Raw genomic sequence first — 17,352 nt, forward strand, 5'->3', positions numbered from 1 at the left:
ACGTGAACCCCAACCCGACCCAGACCAGGATCGCGATAATCGGCGGCGGGACCGCCGGCTGGATGTCGGCGGCATTGCTGTCGAACTTCGTCGCGGGCGGGGACTTCCGGATCGAGCTGGTCGAGAGCGAGGCCATCGGGACGGTTGGCGTCGGCGAAGCCACGATTCCGCAGATCAACCTCTACAACCAGGCGCTCGGGATCGACGAGGACGAGTTCCTCGCGGCGACCCAGGGCAGCTACAAGCTGGGCATCGAGTTCGTCGACTGGAGCCGGCGCGGCCACCGCTACATGCACGCGTTCGGCGAGGTCGGGCGCGACATCGGAGTCGTTCCCTTCCACCATTATTGGCATCGCGCTCGCGAGCTCGGGCTGGCCGGCGAGCTTGCCGCCTATTCGCTCAACGAGACGGCGGCGCGGGCGGGGCGGATGCAGCGCGGGCCGCTCAAGACCACCAACGTCGTCCCGCCGATGCCCTACGCCTTCCACTTCGACGCGTCGCTGTACGCGGCCTACCTGCGCCGTCTCGCGGAGCAGCGCGGCGTCGTTCGCCGCGAGGGACGGATCGTCTCGGTCGAGCGCGACGGCGAGAGCGGCGACGTCACCGAGGTCCGGCTCGAGAGCGGAGAGGCGATCGCCGCCGATCTCTTCCTCGACTGCTCGGGCTTCCGCGGACTGCTGATCGAGGAAACACTGTCGACCGGCTTTCATGACTGGTCGAACTGGCTGCCGTGCGACCGCGCCCTCGCGGTTCCCTGCGCAGCGGCGGCGGAGCTGACGCCCTACACCCGCTCGACCGCGCTCGAAGCGGGCTGGCAGTGGCGCATCCCGCTCCAGCACCGGACCGGCAACGGGCATGTCTACTGTTCCGGCTTCACCAGCGACGAGGCGGCGGCCGAGCTCCTGCTCGCGGGACTGGACGGGGAGGCGCTCGCCGAGCCGCGGCCGCTGCGCTTCACCGCCGGGATGCGGCGCAAGGCTTGGAACCACAATGTCATCGCGGTCGGTCTCGCTTCGGGCTTTCTCGAGCCGCTCGAGTCCACCTCGATCCACCTCGTCCAGTCGGCCTTGTCGCGGCTGGTGAAGATGCTTCCGCGCGGCAAGGGGGACGCGGCGGTCGCGGCAGAGTTCAACCGCCAGGCCGCGGAGGAATATGAGTCCATCCGCGACTTCATCATCCTCCACTACAAGGCCACCGAGCGCGACGACAGCGCCTTCTGGCGGCACTGCGCGGCGATGCCGATCCCCGACAGCCTTGCCGAGCGGATCTCGCTGTTCCGCGAGGCCGGCCACATCTTCCGCCGCGGCGAGGAGCTGTTCACGGTGGTCGGCTGGCTCCAGGTCCTCGTCGGGCAGGGCGTCCTTCCCGCGTCGCACCATCCGCTCGCCGACCATGTCGAGCCGGCCGACCTCGAATCCTACATGCAAACCTTCGAGGCGCTGATGCGGCGGGAGGCGGCGCAGATGCCGCGTCACGCCGACTTCATCGCCCGCCATGGAGCCGCTCAAGCCGCATGATGTCCCTGCTCGCCTTTGCCGCGGCCAGTCTCGCTTCGCCGCCGGCGCCCGACTATCGCGCCCGTCTGCCGCAGGACGAGGTCATCTACTTCCTCCTGCCCGACCGGTTCGAGAACGGCGACCCGCGCAACGATCGGGGCGGCTACAAGGGCGGGCGGCTACAGACCGGGTTCGATCCGGCGGCGCGCGGGTTCTATCATGGCGGCGACCTCAAAGGCCTGACCCGCCGGCTCGACTATATCCAGGGGTTGGGCGTCACCGCGATCTGGGTCGGGCCGATCTTCGTCAACAAGCCGGTGCAGGGTCCTCCGGGGCAGGAGAGCGCAGGCTATCACGGCTACTGGATCACCGACTTCACGCGGGTGGATCCGCATCTCGGCACCAACGAGGACTTCGCCCGCCTGGTCGAGGCGGCGCACGCGCGCGGGATGAAGGTCTACATGGACATCATCGCCAACCACACCGCCGACGTGATCAAGTATCGCGAATGCGAAGCGGCGCGGAGCTGCCCGTTCCGCTCGGTCGCCGACTACCCCTACCAGCGCCGCGGCGGCATCGCGGGAGCGCCGATCAACCCGGGGTTCGCCGGCGAACAGGAGCTGAGCGCGGCCAACTTCGGGCGGCTCACCAAACCTAGCTACGCCTATGACGTGTTCGTCCCCAAGGGCGAGGAGCACGTCAAGAAGCCGGACTGGCTGAACGACCCGCTTTTCTACCACAACCGCGGCGATTCGACCTTCGAGGGCGAGAGCGTCACCACCGGCGATTTCAGCGGGCTCGACGACCTGTTCACCGAGAACCCGCGGGTGGTCGCCGGCATGATCGACATCTACGGCAACTGGATCGACCGGTTCGGGATCGACGGTTTCCGGGTCGATACCGCGCAGCATGTGAACCCGCAGTTCTGGGCCGCCTTCGTGCCGGCGATGACCGAACGCGCGAGGGTGCGGGGCATCCCCAACTTCACGGTGTTCGGGGAAGCCTTCACCCAGGAGATGGACCCGGCGCACACCGCCGTCCACACGCGGGTCGACCGCTTCCCCGCCATGCTCGACTTCCCGTTCGCCGTGGCGGTGATCGACACGGTGGCGCGCAACAAGGGGACCAGCGAGCTCGCCCGCCTGTTCCGCGCCGACCCCATCTACGACGGCGGGGCGAAGGGAGCGCAGCAGCTGCCGACCTTCCTCGGCAACCACGACGCGGGCCGCTTCGCCATGTTCGTCCGCCAGGCCAACCCGCAGGCGAGCGACGCCGAGCAGCTGGCGCGCGTCGAGCTGGGCTATGCGATGCTGCTGACCCTGCGCGGCGTGCCGACCATTTACTCGGGCGACGAGCAGGGCTTCGCCGGCACCGGCGGCGACCAGTCGGCGCGCCAGGACATGTTCGCGAGCAAGGTGGCGGAGTACAACAGCGACAGGCTGGTCGGGACGACCGCGACCACCGCTCGCGCCAACTTCGACACCCGCCACCCGCTGTACCGCGCGATCGCGGCGCTGGCGAAGATCCGCAGCGCCAGTCAGGCGCTGCGGCGCGGACTGCAGACGATCCGCTTCGCCGCCGACAAGCCGGGGTTGTTCGCGGTATCGCGGTTCGATCCCGACGACGGCCGCGAGACGCTGCTGCTGTTCAACACCTCGGGCCAGCCGCTCACCCAGAACGTGACCGTGGAGACCCGCTCCGCCGCGTTCTCCGCCGCGGTCGGCCCCTGTCCCGCCCGCGCGCAAGCCCCGGGCAGCGTTCGCGTCACCCTGCCGGCGTTCGGTTATGCGGTCTGCCATGCAGCACGCTGACGTCGCGCGCTCGCGGCTCGCCGCCACGGCGCCGGAGCCCTGGTGGAAGGGCGCCGCCATCTACCAGATCTATCCGCGCAGCTTTGCCGACAGCAACGGCGACGGCATCGGCGACCTGCCGGGGATCACGGCGCATCTCGGCCATGTCGCCAGCCTCGGCGTGGACGCGATCTGGATCTCGCCCTTCTTCACCTCGCCCCAGAAGGATTTCGGCTACGACGTCGCCGACTATCGCAGCGTCGACCCGATCTTCGGCAGCAACGGCGACTTCGACCGGCTGATCGCCCGCGCGCACGCGCTGGGATTGAAGGTCATGGTCGACCTCGTCTTCTCGCATACGTCCGACGAGCATGGCTGGTTCAAGGAGAGCCGGGCGAGCCGCGACGGCGACAAGGCCGACTGGTACGTCTGGGCGGACGCAAAGGACGACGGCTCGCCTCCGACCAACTGGCAATCGGTGTTCGGCGGTCCGAGCTGGACGTGGGACGCGCGGCGCGGCCAATATTATCTGCACAATTTCCTGCGCGAGCAGCCGCAGCTGAACGGGCACAACCCGGAGGTGCAGAACGCGCTGCTCGACGTCGTTCGCTACTGGCTGGAGAAGGGCGTCGACGGCTTCCGCTTCGACGCGATCAACTTCGCGATGCACGACCCCGAGCTGCGCGACAATCCGCCGGCCGCGCCGGGGGGCAAGCGGACCAGGCCGTTCGATTTCCAGGAGCAGATTTACAACCAGTCGCATCCCGACATCGTCCGCTTCATCGAGCGGCTTCGCTCGCTGATCGACGCCTATGACGGCCGCTTCGCCATGGCGGAGGTCGGCGGCAAGCGGGCGATCGAGGAGATGCACCAGTTCACGCGCGGGGGCACGCGGCTGAACAGCGCCTACGGCTTCGACTTCCTCTATGCCGAGCAGCTAACCCCGGCGCTGGTCGCGGCCTCGGCGGCGGCTTGGCCGGACGCTCCCGAGACCGGCTGGCCAAGCTGGGCCTTCGAGAACCACGATGCCCCGCGCGCCGTCTCGCGGTGGGTCGCGGCGGATCAGCGCGACAGGTTCGCGCGAACCAAGATGCTGCTGCTGGCGTCGCTCCGGGGCTCGATCATCATCTACCAGGGCGAGGAACTGGGGCTGACGCAGGTCGATGTTCCGTTCGAACAGCTGCAGGATCCGGAAGCGATCGCCAACTGGCCGCAGACGCTGAGCCGCGACGGCGCGCGCACGCCGATGCCGTGGAGTGCCGACGCTCCCCACGGCGGCTTCACCGAAGGTCGGCCCTGGCTTCCGCTCGGTCCCGATCACCGCGATCTCGCGGTCGACCGGCAGGAGAAGGCGCCGGGCTCGATGCTCGCGGCGACCCGGAGGGCGCTTGCGCTGCGGCGGCGCCATGCCGCGCTGCGCACTGGCACGCTGACCATCCTTGAAGCCGGCGAGCAGCTGCTGCGTTTCGAGCGCGAGGAAGGCGACCAGCGGCTCCGCTGCACCTTCAACCTCAGCGATCGGGACGCCCCACGCAGAACCGCGTCGGGAACCGTGATCGCCAGCGCCGGGGAAGTCGGGACCGACCGGCTTGGCGCCTATTCGGCGGTGATCGAGGACGTGTCCCGGTGAGCAGGGGCGTGCCGCTCAGGTGAGCGGGGGCGCGCCGCCCAGCATCTGCATCCTCGGCGGGGGAACCGCGGGATGGATGGCGGCCTGCCTGCTCCAGCAGCGCTGGGGCAGCCGGGGCACCCGGATCACGTTAATCGAGAGCAGCGCCATTCCCATCATCGGGGTTGGCGAAGGCTCGACTCCCCAGCTGAAGGCCTTCTTCGATGCACTGGGAATCGCCGAGCGCGAGTGGATGCCGCGCTGCCATGCCACCTACAAGACGGGCATCCAATTCCGCGGCTGGTCCGACCGGCCCGGCTTCGACCAGTATTTCCACCCGTTCCCGACCGCGCTGGATGTCCACACCGCGGGCGACTTCTTCCATCATTGCCGGCTTCGGCGGCTCGGCGTCGATGTTCCGGCGCACCCGGACCTGTTCTTCCTCCCGGCCCGCCTCGCCGCCGCCGCGAAGGCGCCGCTCCCGGCCGCCGATTTCCCGTTCGACACGAGCTACGGCTACCATTTCGACGCCGCCTTGATGGGCAGTTTCCTGCGGGAGGTGGCGACCTCGCGCGGGGTCGTCCATGCCGATGCTCGAATCGTCGAGACCGTTCTGGCGCCCGATGGCGATGTGGAAGCGCTGCTGGGGGACGATGGGCGCCGGTTCGAGGCCGACCTGTTCGTCGACGCCAGCGGCTTTCGCGCACTGATCCTCGAAGGCGCCCTTGGCGAGCCGCACCGGAGCTTCGCGGAGAACCTGTTCAACGACCGCGCGGTGGTCGCTCCGACACCACTTCCCGCGGAGGGTCCGGGGGTATGCACCCGCAGCACGGCCCTGTCGGCGGGCTGGGCCTGGCACATTCCGCTCACGAGCCGCATCGGCAACGGTTACGTCTATTCGTCGCGCCACTGTTCCGACGAAGCGGCGGCGAGCGAGTTCCGGAGCCATGTCGGGCTGGCTGCCGACGCGGAGGTCCGCCATCTCGAGATGAAGGTCGGCCGGCTGGAGCGCAGCTGGGTCCGCAACGCGCTGGCGGTGGGGCTGGCGCAGGGCTTCGTCGAACCGCTCGAGGCGACCGCGCTGCACGTTGTTCTTGCGACAGTTGAGGATTTCATCGCCGCGTTCGAGCAGGAGGGAGCCACTGACCGGACACGGGCCGACTTCAATCGCGGCTGCGCGTCCCGCATCGAGGGTATCCGCGACTATATCGTCGCCCACTACCGGGCCGCGCCCCGCGGCGACACCCGCTACTGGCAGGAGGCGACCGGCCATGACCAGCTGTCGGACAGCCTGAAAGCGCTCTTCACCTGCTGGTTCACCGGCCGGGACATGGTCGAGGAAATCGACCGGCAGGGCATTGCTGCTTACTATCCGGCGATCAGCTGGCACTGCCTGTTCGGCGGCTATGGCAATTTCCCGTCCGTGCTGAGCCCGGTCCCGGACAACGTCCGGGCCGCCGACATGGCCAGGGTCGAGCATTTCCTGACCGCGTGCGCGGGTCACTATCCCGCTCACTCCGCGGCGCTGGAAAGGCTCGATCGAGCCGAGCGGGTTGGTTCGCCTGGCTAGCGGCCCGGTTCGATCGGGATGAGCTCAAGCGAGCTGTCGGCGCCGAGCGCACGGTAGAGGTCGACCGTGTTGGTGGCGGCGGCCAGCTGGACGGCCACTTGCGACCGCTGTGCCGTGTAGTAGCTGCGCTGTGCGTCGAGCACGTTGAGGAACGGGTCGATGCCGCCGCGGTAGCGCGCCTGGACCAGCCGCAACGTCTCGGCGCTTGCTCCCACATTGGCGCGGCTGGCGCGCTGCCGCTCGCCGATCGTGCCCTGCGTGGCGAGCGCGTCGGCCACCTCGCGGAAGGCGGACTGGATCGCCTGCTCGTAGCTGGAGAGGAGGGCCTGGCGTTGCGCCTCCGTCTGCCGCACCCGGGCGCGCGTCGCCCCCGCGTTGAAGATGGGATAGGTGATCCCTGCCCCCGCGGAGGCGCTGAACGCGCTGCCGCTGAACAGGCCGGTGAGCGCAGTGCTGGCGAGCCCCAGCAGGCCGGTGAGCGAAATGTCGGGGAACAGCGCGGCCCGCGCGGCGCCGATCTGAGCGTTGGCGGCGCGCAGATTATACTCCGCCTGGAGCACGTCGGGCCGGCGCAGCAGGACGCGGCTGTCGAGCCCGGCGGGGAGCGGGACCAGGGTCCGGTTGGCATCGGCGATCGAGTTCTGCAGCAGCCGCACATCGATCGGCGCGCCGACCAGAAGCTGCAGCAGATTGATGTCCTGCGCACGGTTGGTCCGCTGCAGCGCGGCGTCGGCGCGGGCGGTTTCGAGCACCTGCTGGGCCTGGAGCAGGTCGGTCCGCGGCGCGATCCCGCCGCGCAGCCGCAGGTTGGTAATGCGGACGCTATCCTGCGCGATGGCGACGGTTTGCTCGGAAATGGCGAGCAGCGTCGAGTCCGCGGCATATTCGGCCCACGCCTGAGCGATTTGCCCGACCAGCGCGAGGCGCGTGGCGCGAGCGGCGGCGGCCGTCGCGAACAGCCGGTCCTGATCGGATCGGGTCAGCGAGCGAAGCCGTCCGAACAGGTCGAGGTCGTAGGAGACGCCGACGTTGGCGCCGAAGCTGCTCTGGAAGCCGCCGCCGCTCGCCCGCGAACCGCCATTGAAGCTCTCGCGCGCGGACCCGCTGGACGTCACCTCCGGCAACTGGTTGGCGCGGGTGATCCGCACCTGCGCCCGCGCCGCTTCCACGTTGTACAGTGCCGTGCGCAGGTCGCGGCTGTTGCGAAGTCCCTGCGCGATCAGGGTTTGCAAACCCGGATCGACGAACAGCTGCGCATAGGTGACGGCCGGAAGCGTGGCCTCGCTCGAACGCAGATAGGGGTCGCCGACCGGCCAGCTGGCCGGGACCGGCAGCGCCGGCTGGTTCAGCGTCGGCTCGAGGGTCGCGCAGCCGGCGGCGGCCAGCATGACGAACGGCGCCAGCCTCCTCATCATGCCGTGGCCTCCTGCGCCGGCGGTCGGCGACGAAAATGCTCGCGGACATATTTCAGCCCGTCGCGAACGCCGCGGCGGACCACCACGAAGAAGAGCGGGATGTAGAAGATTGCGAGCAGGGTCGCGGTCAGCATGCCGCCGATCACCGAGGTACCGATCGCGATCCGGCTGTTGGCGCCCGCGCCCGTCGACAGGGCGAGCGGCATCACGCCGAAGATGAAGGCGAAGCTGGTCATCAGGATCGGGCGGAGCCGAATCCGTGCCGCCTCCCGCGCGGCATCGATGACGCGCTTGCCCTGCTTCTCCGCCTGCTCGGCAAACTCGATCATGAGGATGGCGTTCTTGGCCGCCAGGCCCATCGTCGTGAGCAGACCGATCTGCAGATAGACGTCGTTCTGCAGCCCGCGCAGAGTCACTGCGAAGACCGCGCCGACCAGCCCAAGCGGGATCACCAGCAGCACCGCGACCGGGATGGTCCAGCTCTCGTAGAGCGCGGCGAGGCAGAGAAAGACGACGAGCAGCGACAGGCCGTAGAGCAGCGGCGCCTGACCCGAGGAGAGCCGTTCCTGGTAGGAGACGCCGGCCCAGGCGATCGAGGTGCCGGGAAGCGCGCCGGCGAGCTTGGCGATCTCGTCCATCGCCTCGCCCGAGCTCACGCCCGGCGCGGGCTGGCCCTGGAATTCGAAGGCACTGACCCCCTCGAAGCGGGAAATGCTGCTCGGCGCAACGCTCCAGCCGGTGCGGGCGAAGGCGGAGAAGGGTGCCATCTGCCCGTCCGAGCCGCGGACGTACCATTGGCCGAGCGCGGCCGGATCGGAGCGGTAGGGAGCGTCGCCCTGCACATAGACACGCTTGACCCGCCCCTGGTCGACGAAGTCGTTGACGTAGCGACCACCCCACGCGGTCGAGAGGGTCGTGTTGACGTCCCCCTGGTTGAGCCCGAGCGAGGTCAGCCGGTTCTCGTTGACGTCGATCTTGAGCGTCGCGACGTCGGGAAGGTCGCTGAGGCGGACCCCCGTCAGCTTGGGATTGGCATTGGCCTGGGCGAGCAGCTGGTCGCGCAGGGCGACGAATCGGTCGCGCGGCATGCCGCTGCTGTTCTGCAGCTCCATGGTGAAGCCGTTCGACTGGCCCAAGCCGCGGACCGCGGCGGGAACCGTGGCGAACACCTGTGCATCGCGGATGCCGCGGAAGGCGCTCGACATGCGCTGGACGATCGCGTCGGCGGTATTGTCCTTGCCGGGGCGATTGTCCCAGTTGACGAAGTTGAGGAAGCCCTGCCCGGTGTTCTGACCGACGGCTCCACCGCCACCACCGCCGCCGGCGACGAGGAAGGTGGTCTGGACATTCTTCGCTTCATGCTTGCGGAGATAGTCGGAAATCTGGTCGCGCACCGCGAGCGTGCGGTCAAGGGTCGCGCCCGGCGGGAGCCGGAACTGGATCTGCGCCGCACCCTGGTCCTCCGTCGGCAGGAAGCCGGTGGGCAGCCGGAAGAAGAGCAGCGCGAGAATCGCGCACAGGACAGCGTAGATGATCAGGAACAGCCACTTGCGGTCGATCACCCGGACCACGCCATTCTCGTAGCGATCGATGGTGCGGTCGAAGGTCCGGTTGAACCAGTTCTGGCCGCGATGGACGAAGCGGCCGATCGCCGGCGCACGGCGGTCAAGCCAGCCGTAGCTCGGCTGCTCGCCTTTCGGTGTCGGCGCCTTGAGCAGCGTCGCGGTCAGCGCCGGGCTGAGCACCAGCGCCACCAGCACCGAGAGGATCATCGCCGAGATGATCGTCAGCGAGAACTGCTTGTAGATGACGCCGGTGGAGCCGCCGAAGAAGGCCATTGGCAGGAATACGGCCGACAGCACGAGCGCGATGGCGACGAGTGCGACGGTGATCTCCTGCATCGACTGGAGCGTGGCATCGCGCGCCGACATCCCGGGATTTTCTTCCATCAGCCGCTCGACATTCTCGACCACCACGATCGCGTCGTCGACCAGGAGGCCGATGGCGAGCACCAGCCCGAACAGGGTCAGCGTGTTGATGGTGAAGCCGGCCAGGTAGAAGATGGCGAAGGTCCCGAGCAGGACGACCGGGACGGCGATCGCCGGGACCAGCGTGGCGCGCCAGCTCTGGAGGAAGACGAACATGACGATCACGACGAGGACAATCGCCTCGATCAGCGTCTTCACGACCTCGCGGACCGACAGCTTGATGAAATCGGTGGTGTCGTTGGCGTAGGCGTATCTCAACCCTTCGGGGAAACCGCCCGACAGCCGCTGGACCTCGGCCTTGACCAGTTCCGCGGTCTTCAGCGCGTCGGCGCCCGGCGCGAGCGACAGCGCCATGCCCGAGCCCGGGTGGCCGTTGATCTTGATGATGGTGCTGTAGTTTTCCGAGCCAAGCTCGACCCGGCCCACGTCGCCGAGGCGGACCACGCCGCCATTGTTGTCCGCCTTGACGACGATCGCCTTGAACTGCTCGGGCGTCTGCAGACGCGACTGGGCGGTGACGGTCGCGTCGAGCATCTGCCCGCGCGGGGACGGCGTGCCGCCCACCTCGCCCGCCGCGACCTCGGTGTTCTGCGCGGTGATGGCGTTGATCACGTCGCTCGGCATCAGCGAGAAGGCGGCGAGGCGGGACGGGTTCAGCCAGATCCGCATCGCGTGCGGCGCGCCGAACACGTTGACGTCGCCAACCCCGGTCACTCGCGACAGCGGATCCTGGATGTTGGACGCGAGATAGTCGGACACGTCCATGTTGGTGCGCTGGTCGGTCTCGTCATACACGCCGACGAGCAGGAGGAAGTCGGGGTTCGACTTGGTGACCGTGACGCCCTGCTGCTGGACCTGCGTGGGCAGCCGGGTGATCGCCTGCTGGACCTTGTTCTGGACCTGAACCTGCGCGATGTCCGCGTTGGTGCCCTTGCTGAAGGTCGCGGTGATGCTGACCGACCCGCGCGAGCTCGACTGCGAGCTGAAGTAGAGCAGCCCGTCGATTCCCGTGAGCTGCTGCTCGATGATCTGGGTGACGCTGCTTTCAAGCGCGCTCGCCGAGGCGCCGGGATAGGTCGCGCGGATGTTGATCGTGGTCGGTGCGATGTCCGGATATTGTTCGATCGGAAGGCCGCGGATCGCGCCGATGCCCGCGAGCATGACGATGATGGCGAGCACCCAGGCGAGGATCGGGCGATCGATGAAGATGCGCGAGATCAACCCGCCGACCCTCCGCCACCGCCCTGTCCGGCGCCACCGCCACCGCCAGCGCCCCCGCCGCGGCCTCCCTTGCCACCCGCGCCCGGCGCGCGCGGGATCAGCCGTTCGGGCGTGCTGGCCGGCACGGCACGAACCGCCATCCCGTTCTTGAGCCCGTTGGTGCCCTGCGTGATGACCTTGTCGCCTTTGTTCAGGCCACCCTTGACCACCCAGTAGCTCTGGTAGGTGCGGGTCGCGTCGACGACCCTGCGGACGGCCTTGCCGCCCGGCCCCACGACGAACACGGCCGCCTTGCCACCGAGATCGCGGACGATGGCCTGCTGCGGGACAAGGAAGACATTGTTGTCGATGGCCTGGGTGAAGATCGCCGAGGCGAACATGCCGGGCATCAGCAGACCCTTGGGATTGGGGAAGCGCGCGCGGAGCGTGACCGTCCCGGTCGTCTGGTCGACGGTGACCTCGTTGAACTGGACCGTGCCGGTATAGCCATAGTCGCTGCCGTCATCGAGCTTGAGCCGCACCTGGGTGCTGCCCGGCGAGACGCCGCCGACCATCAGCTCACGGCGCAGCGTCAGCATGTCCGCGCTGGACTGCTGGATGTCGACGTAGATGGGGTCGGTGTTCTGGATCACCGCGAGCGGGCTGGCCTGGCTGGCGGTGACGAGCGCGCCGACCGTGAACAGGGAGCGGCCGATATGGCCGCTGATCGGCGCCGGGATGCTGGTGTAGCGGAGGTTGATGCGCGCCGTGCGCAGCGCCGCGGCATTCTGCGAGACCTGCGCCTGCGCCTGGCGGGCCTGCGCAGCGGCGTCGGTATAGTCCTGCTGCGAGATGGCCTGCATCTGCGCCAGCGGGCGATAGCGCGCGGCGCGGGTCTGTGCCGCCGAGGCGGTCGCCTGCGCGGCCGAGAGGTTGGCGGAGGCTTGGTCGGCCGCCGCCTCATAGATGCTGGGATCGATCTGGTAAAGCGGCTGGCCGGCGCGGACGTAGCCGCCCTCGGTGAACAGCCGCTTGCGGACGATTCCGTTGACCTGCGGCCGGACTTCGCTGGTCTGGAAGGCGCTGGTGCGTCCGTCGAGCTGGGTCAGCAGGGGGACGCTGGTCGGGCTGACGACCACGAAGCCCACCTGGGTCGGGCCACGCTGGCGGCTGCTGGATTCCTTCGACGCGCCGGAACAGCCGGCGGCAACGCCAGCGAGCAGGAAGATGGTGAGGGTGCGACTCAGCATGGTGCGCGACTTAGGGGAGCCGGAAGGAGGCAGACAGATGAGACGCTCCACCACTGGTCGAAAGGTTGACGCTGTTCGTCCGCATTCAAAACTGGCGGTCGAGCACGCCAAACGCGGCCTGCTTCACCCGCGTTCCGACCAAAGCGGCGGTTTCGTCAGGCGGATGTAATCTGAGAGACCGGGCCAGCCGGGCTAAGCTGTGGTGCCCAGGGACGGGGTCGAACCGCCGACACTGCGATTTTCAGTCGCATGCTCTACCAACTGAGCTACCTGGGCCCACCGTCGCGCAAGCCTGGGCCGCGCCGGGAAGCGCTCCCCTAATCGTGCTCAGGGCCGCTGTCCAGCCCGGGATCAGCCGGCGGGCCCGGAATCCGGTATCCCTCGCCAAGCCATTGCAAGAGGTCGCGGTCCTTGCACCCGCGGCTGCAGAACGGCGCATGCGCGGGTTCGGCGGGCTGTCCGCACAGCGGGCAGGGCTTGGACTGGGTGGAGGGCGAACGGCTCATCGGCCGCTAGATGGTCGGGCAGGGCGGCGAACTCAATGCTCGCGCTGCATGAACAGCCAGTATCCGCCCGCCGCGGCCGGCTGGACCCGGACCCGCAACTCGCGGTCGCGGTCCGAGAAATCGCCGACGAAGCCGAACTCGATGTCGAGATCGCCGCGCTTCCGGGCGGCCTCGATGCGGCCGACGAAGCGGTCGTTGTTCATGCAGGGTGCGACGTCGAGGAAGAAGCGGCGGCCGAGCGCGGGACGCGAGCCGTAGCCGGAGAGTTTCGCCTCGCTCCGGCTGAACAGCTGGACGACGCCCTCGTCGTCGAGGCGGATGACCCCGAACGGCAGTTCGTCGATCACGTCGGTGCCGAGCTGCTCGACCTTTTTCGCCAGATCCGGATCGTCGAAATCAGGGGGAATCGTTGTCGACATGGCGGGCGCCCTCCGATGGCTCGGTGAACAGAATCACGCCGACAAGATGCGATACCCGAATGCTGTCCGCCGCGAAGGGGAGGACCAGGCGGTCGATGCGGATTGATTCGCCGCCCATGCGGAAGCGCGCCCAGTCATATTCCGGGGCGAGCGTGGCCTGGCAGCGGCGGTAAGCGCCGCTCATCGAGCCGAACAGATCCTCATCGCCGATCGCGAGCGGCAATCCGTCCAGCGGACGGCCGAGCCGGCGCTCCAGTGCTTCGCCGAGCCGGTCGACGCGCACCTTCGCCTCGGGCGTGCCCGGTTCGACCGTGCAGAACATCATCTCGTCCAGCGCCAGCCCGTCGACATCAAAGTCGTCGAGGGACGGAAGACGACGCGTCCCGCGGATTGCCGCCCAGCGCTCATAGGCGAGCCGCAGCCGGTCGTCGCGCAGATGGCGGACCAGTCGCGGCGGCTCGAGCGGGCCACCCGACAACCGCTTCGCCGACCCCGCCGGCAGCCGGCCGAGCGCCTCGAGCACGTGGAGCGAGAGCTCCTCCGGGGTGAACGGCTTGACCAGCATCAGCCCGGCGGCCGGGTCCAATGCCTCGGCCAGCGCGCTGGCGAACAATACCGGCAGGTCCTCGCGATCATGGCGGAGATGGCGCGCGAGATCCGGGCCTTCCATTCCGGGCATCGCGATGTCGGTCAGCAGCAGGTCGATCGGATTGAGCGCGGCGTAGGCGAGCGCTGCCGGCCCGTTGCGCGCCTCCCGGACCTGATAACCCTGGTCGCGCAGCAGCTCCGCCGTGATCGCGCGCACCTGATCGTCATCGTCGACCAGGAGGATGGTGGCATTGCCCTGCAGCTCCGAGGGGACCGCGACGCGCGTAACGTCGGTCAGCTCGACCGCGCTGGGCGGCAGCAGGATCGACACGGTTGTCCCCTGCGCGAGCGTGCTTCGCATCTCCACCAGGCCGCCTGCCGTGGCGGCAAAGCTGTGGACCTGCGCCAGGCCGAGCCCAGTGCCCGCGCTCCCCTTGGTGGTGAAGAAGGGCTCGCGGGCCCGCTCCAGCACATGCTCGCTCATCCCGATGCCGCTGTCGGTTACACTGATCCGGACCCGGCCGTCGCGATCATTGGCAGCACGGATCGCGAGCACGCCGGGCGTCGGCATGGCGTCGCGGGCGTTGATCGCCAGGTTGAGCAGGGCGACGTCGAGCTGATGCGGGTCGGCGAGCACCGGCTGGCAGTCCTCGGCGACCATCAGCGAACAGCGATGGCGGCGGCCGATCGCGTGGCAGAGCATCGTTTCCAGCGGGGGGAGGACGTCCTGCAGGCGCAGCACCCGCGGTCGGACCGGCTCGTGCCGGGCGAAGGACAGCATCTGCCGGACGATCGCGCCGGCACGGTCGCCCGCGCGGTGGCCCTGCTCGATGACGAAGCGTAGCTGCTCGTCGCCGACCCGCTTGCCGAGAATGGCGAAGGCACCCTGCACGGCCGCAAGGACATTGTTGATGTCGTGGGCGACCCCGCTCACGACCTGGCCGAGCGCCTCCATCTTCTGCGCCTGGAGCAGCAGGTCCTGCGCGGCCTCGCGGCTTGCGGTCTCCTCGGTGAGCTCCTGGGCGATCAACTGGAGGGAACGGGTGCGCTGCTCCGACTCCGCCTCGCGGCTGGCGCGCGAGCGGCGCAGCTCCAGTTCGGTCATCACCTGGCGGGCAAGCAGTTCCAGAAGCCGCGCCTGGCGCGGGAGAAGCCCGGTCGGGCGCGGTTCCCGGTCGGCGACGCAGAGCGTGCCGAGCGCATAGCCGTCATCCGTCTCGAGGCACACGCAGGCGTAGAAGCGAAGGCCGTGACCGGTCACCAGCGGGTGCCGGGAGAAGCGCTCGTCACCGTTGAGGTCGGGGACGGCGAAGGATCCTGCCGCCTGAACCGCGTGGGCGCAGATGGAGGGGGCGAACGGCCAATGGTCGCGGCCGAGACCGACTTCGGCCTTGATCCACTCGCGCCCGTCGCCGACCAGATTAAAGGCCGCAATCGGGGTGTCGCAGAAGTCGGCGGCGAGTTCGACGATGCGGTCGAACACCGGTTCGCGAGGCGTGTCGACGAGGAAGTAGCGCTCCAGCGCCGAAAGCCGGGCCTGCTTGTCCCGGCCCGGCGCTTCCGTACGCTCATACCGATGGGAAACCGTTGCGGTCTCGCTCATCGCCTCTTGTCCCTCGCCGAAGCAGATAGCGCCGCTTTGAGCTAAGTTCCAGCCGATAACGTCAGTGTAACGAGGCCTAGGCCAGTTCCGCCCGGCCGATCTTGAGCTCGGGCGCGGCGACCAGCTGCACGGCTCCGCCGCGCTGCCGGGCGAGGAGCGCCAGGAGGTCGGGTCGGGTCTCCAGCCAGTGCACGATGCCCGGATAGGCGCGGATGGTGAGGACGCCCGAGCCCTGCACCGCTCGACGGAGCAGCGCCCGTGCCTCGAATCCGGAGCGGTCGGCGGCATGCTCGAGGAGCGAGGCACGGCGACGCGGGCGGACCAGCTGGAGGAAGCCGAAGCCGTTCACCGCGGTTCGCTCGAACGGCTTCGGCAGCGCGTCGTCGAGGGCGGCGGCGACCAGCTGGCGTTCGGCCTTGCCCGTCACCGTCGGAAAATCGATCCCGATCGAGCCGCCGATCCCGAGCCGGCGAATGGCCCTGGCTGCGGCGGTCGCGGCTTCCTTGGCCAGCGAGAGCGGAGGCAGCGTTCCGTCGACGTCGATCAGGGTCATCGCCGGCGTGAGATGGAGGCGCAGCTCCCCGCCGGGAAAGCGGACGATCCCGCTCCGCGCCTCCTCCAGCAGATCCGACCAGCCGAGTCCTTCGAGTTCGTCGGTCGGCGCGGGAAACACGAGGGTGCGTGCGGGCGACGGCGGCTCTTCGGTCGGTCCGCCGGCGTCAGCAAGGGCTGCGAGCGGGCGCTTCCAGGCTTCCGGTCCGGGGATGGTCTCCCGGGTCACCTCGATCGTGCAGGCCGCGCCTTCGCTGAGCACCCCGGCGCCGCGCGGCAGGAGATATTCGGCGGCACCGGCTTGGGCGAGCGCGGGAACGCCGCACCTCCGCAAGCGGGCTGGGAGGAGCGTTCCGGCGCGCACCACGCCGGGAAGGTCGATCCGCGCCTCGATGATGGTACCGCGTTCGACGAGCACGGCCCGGTCCTCGCCCAGGCCATGCTCGACCAGCCACTCAGGCAAGGGAGTGTCCCGCGGCCTTGAGCAGGTGGCGCGTCTCGGCGAGCGGCAGGCCGACGACGTTGGAATAGCTACCGCTCATGTGGCGGACATAGACCTCGCCATAGCCCTGCAGCGCGTAGCCACCGGCCTTGCCGCGCCACTCGCCATGCCCGGCATAATGGTCGATCTCCTCGGCGGACAGGCGCTTCATGGTGATGATCGTCTCGACGACGCGGGTCCGCAGCGTCTGGCCTGAAGCGGCCAGCGCGACCCCGGTCATGACCCGATGGCGGCGTCCGGAGAGGAGCGCCATGCAGGCGCGCAGGGTCTCTTCGTCCTCGACCTTGGGCAGGATCCGCCGGCCGACGGCGACCACTGTGTCGGCAGCCAGTACCAGCGCCTCGGGCTCGCGAGCGGCGACGACCGCCGCCTTCTCGGCGGCGAGGCGCAGCGCATGGTCTCGTGGGAGCTCGCCGGCAGGCACGCTCTCGTCGATGTCGGCGGGAAGGACGGCGTCGGGAACGACGCCGATCCGGGCCAGCAGATCGAGCCGGCGCGGGCTGGCCGACGCGAGGACCAGCCGCATCAGCCTTGCGGGCCGGGGCCCCCGCGACCGGGCATGAAGCGATAGGTGATCCGGCCCTTGGTCAGGTCGTAGGGCGTGAGTTCGACCAGTACCTCGTCCCCGGTGAGAACGCGAATGCGGTTCTTGCGCATCTTGCCGGCGGTGTGGCCGAGGATTTCATGACCATTCTCGAGCTCGACGCGGAACATGGCGTTGGGCAGCAGTTCGACCACCCGGCCGCGCATCTCGAGAAGTTCTTCCTTGGCCATGAAATTCCTTTGCGTGAGAAAAGCCGCGCTCCCTTAGCGACACGGGACCGTTATGGAAAGCGTCGTGCGCTGGATGCGCGAAGAGAGCCG

13 protein-coding genes and 1 tRNA gene are annotated in these 17,352 nt (G+C 68.9%); 4 read left to right on the top strand and 10 right to left on the bottom strand.

Annotated elements, in window-relative coordinates; genetic code table 11:
* The first annotated feature begins 2 nt into the window (after positions 1-2).
* From HMF7854_RS02740 to HMF7854_RS02755, 4 genes are read left to right on the top strand one after another with little or no spacing between them, the layout of a single operon-like run.
* Complete coding sequence (locus HMF7854_RS02740; protein WP_275401998.1) at positions 3-1,517, top strand: tryptophan halogenase family protein; 1,515 nt, start codon at positions 3-5, stop codon at positions 1,515-1,517.
* Entirely contained in the window at positions 1,514-3,307 is a 1,794-nt protein-coding gene (locus tag HMF7854_RS02745; RefSeq protein ID WP_126717699.1) for an alpha-amylase family glycosyl hydrolase, read from the top strand. Before HMF7854_RS02740 ends, HMF7854_RS02745 begins: the two co-directional genes overlap by 4 nt.
* Positions 3,294-4,916, top strand: a complete 1,623-nt coding sequence (locus tag HMF7854_RS02750) for an alpha-amylase family glycosyl hydrolase (protein WP_126717700.1) — start codon at positions 3,294-3,296, stop codon at positions 4,914-4,916. The genes HMF7854_RS02745 and HMF7854_RS02750 overlap by 14 nt, the downstream gene beginning before the upstream one ends.
* Before the next feature lie 19 nt (positions 4,917-4,935).
* Positions 4,936-6,465 carry a tryptophan halogenase family protein gene (locus HMF7854_RS02755; RefSeq protein WP_275401999.1) on the top strand — a complete coding sequence of 510 codons (1,530 nt, stop codon included), beginning with the start codon at positions 4,936-4,938 and terminating at the stop codon, positions 6,463-6,465.
* Here HMF7854_RS02755 and HMF7854_RS02760 read toward each other — a convergent pair.
* The 10 genes from HMF7854_RS02760 to infA form a co-directional block, all read right to left on the bottom strand.
* A complete protein-coding gene (locus HMF7854_RS02760) occupies positions 6,462-7,880 on the bottom strand; it encodes an efflux transporter outer membrane subunit (protein ID WP_239016808.1) in 1,419 nt (472 codons plus the stop codon). The genes HMF7854_RS02755 and HMF7854_RS02760 overlap by 4 nt on opposite strands.
* A complete protein-coding gene (locus HMF7854_RS02765; RefSeq protein WP_126717701.1) occupies positions 7,877-11,089 on the bottom strand; it encodes an efflux RND transporter permease subunit in 3,213 nt (1,070 codons plus the stop codon). The genes HMF7854_RS02760 and HMF7854_RS02765 overlap by 4 nt, the downstream gene beginning before the upstream one ends.
* Complete coding sequence (locus tag HMF7854_RS02770) at positions 11,086-12,318, bottom strand: efflux RND transporter periplasmic adaptor subunit (RefSeq protein WP_126717702.1); 1,233 nt, start codon at positions 12,316-12,318, stop codon at positions 11,086-11,088. The genes HMF7854_RS02765 and HMF7854_RS02770 overlap by 4 nt, the downstream gene beginning before the upstream one ends.
* Positions 12,319-12,518: 200 nt before the next feature.
* A tRNA-Phe gene (locus HMF7854_RS02775) sits at positions 12,519-12,594 on the bottom strand.
* A 41-nt stretch (positions 12,595-12,635) separates the two neighbouring features.
* The gene (locus tag HMF7854_RS02780; protein WP_126717703.1) at positions 12,636-12,824 is read right to left on the bottom strand and encodes a DNA gyrase inhibitor YacG; all 189 of its coding nucleotides are present in this window, start codon (positions 12,822-12,824) and stop codon (positions 12,636-12,638) included.
* 32 nt (positions 12,825-12,856) lie between these two features.
* A complete protein-coding gene (locus tag HMF7854_RS02785) occupies positions 12,857-13,243 on the bottom strand; it encodes a PAS domain-containing protein (RefSeq protein WP_126717704.1) in 387 nt (128 codons plus the stop codon).
* The gene (locus HMF7854_RS02790) at positions 13,221-15,434 is read right to left on the bottom strand and encodes a response regulator (RefSeq protein ID WP_126717705.1); all 2,214 of its coding nucleotides are present in this window, start codon (positions 15,432-15,434) and stop codon (positions 13,221-13,223) included. Before HMF7854_RS02790 ends, HMF7854_RS02785 begins: the two co-directional genes overlap by 23 nt.
* A 76-nt stretch (positions 15,435-15,510) precedes the next feature.
* On the bottom strand, positions 15,511-16,449 hold the full coding sequence (locus HMF7854_RS02795; protein WP_126717706.1) for a ribonuclease E/G: 939 nt from the start codon (positions 16,447-16,449) through the stop codon (positions 15,511-15,513).
* Positions 16,442-17,014, bottom strand: coding sequence for a Maf family protein (locus tag HMF7854_RS02800; RefSeq protein ID WP_126717707.1), 573 nt, complete (start codon positions 17,012-17,014; stop codon positions 16,442-16,444). Before HMF7854_RS02800 ends, HMF7854_RS02795 begins: the two co-directional genes overlap by 8 nt.
* Entirely contained in the window at positions 17,014-17,262 is a 249-nt protein-coding gene (infA, locus tag HMF7854_RS02805; RefSeq protein WP_126717708.1) for a translation initiation factor IF-1, read from the bottom strand. The genes HMF7854_RS02800 and infA overlap by 1 nt, the downstream gene beginning before the upstream one ends.
* Positions 17,263-17,352 lie beyond the last annotated feature (90 nt).

The sequence above is a fragment of the Sphingomonas ginkgonis genome (assembly GCF_003970925.1).
Taxonomy (GTDB): Bacteria; Pseudomonadota; Alphaproteobacteria; order Sphingomonadales; family Sphingomonadaceae; genus Sphingomicrobium; species Sphingomicrobium ginkgonis.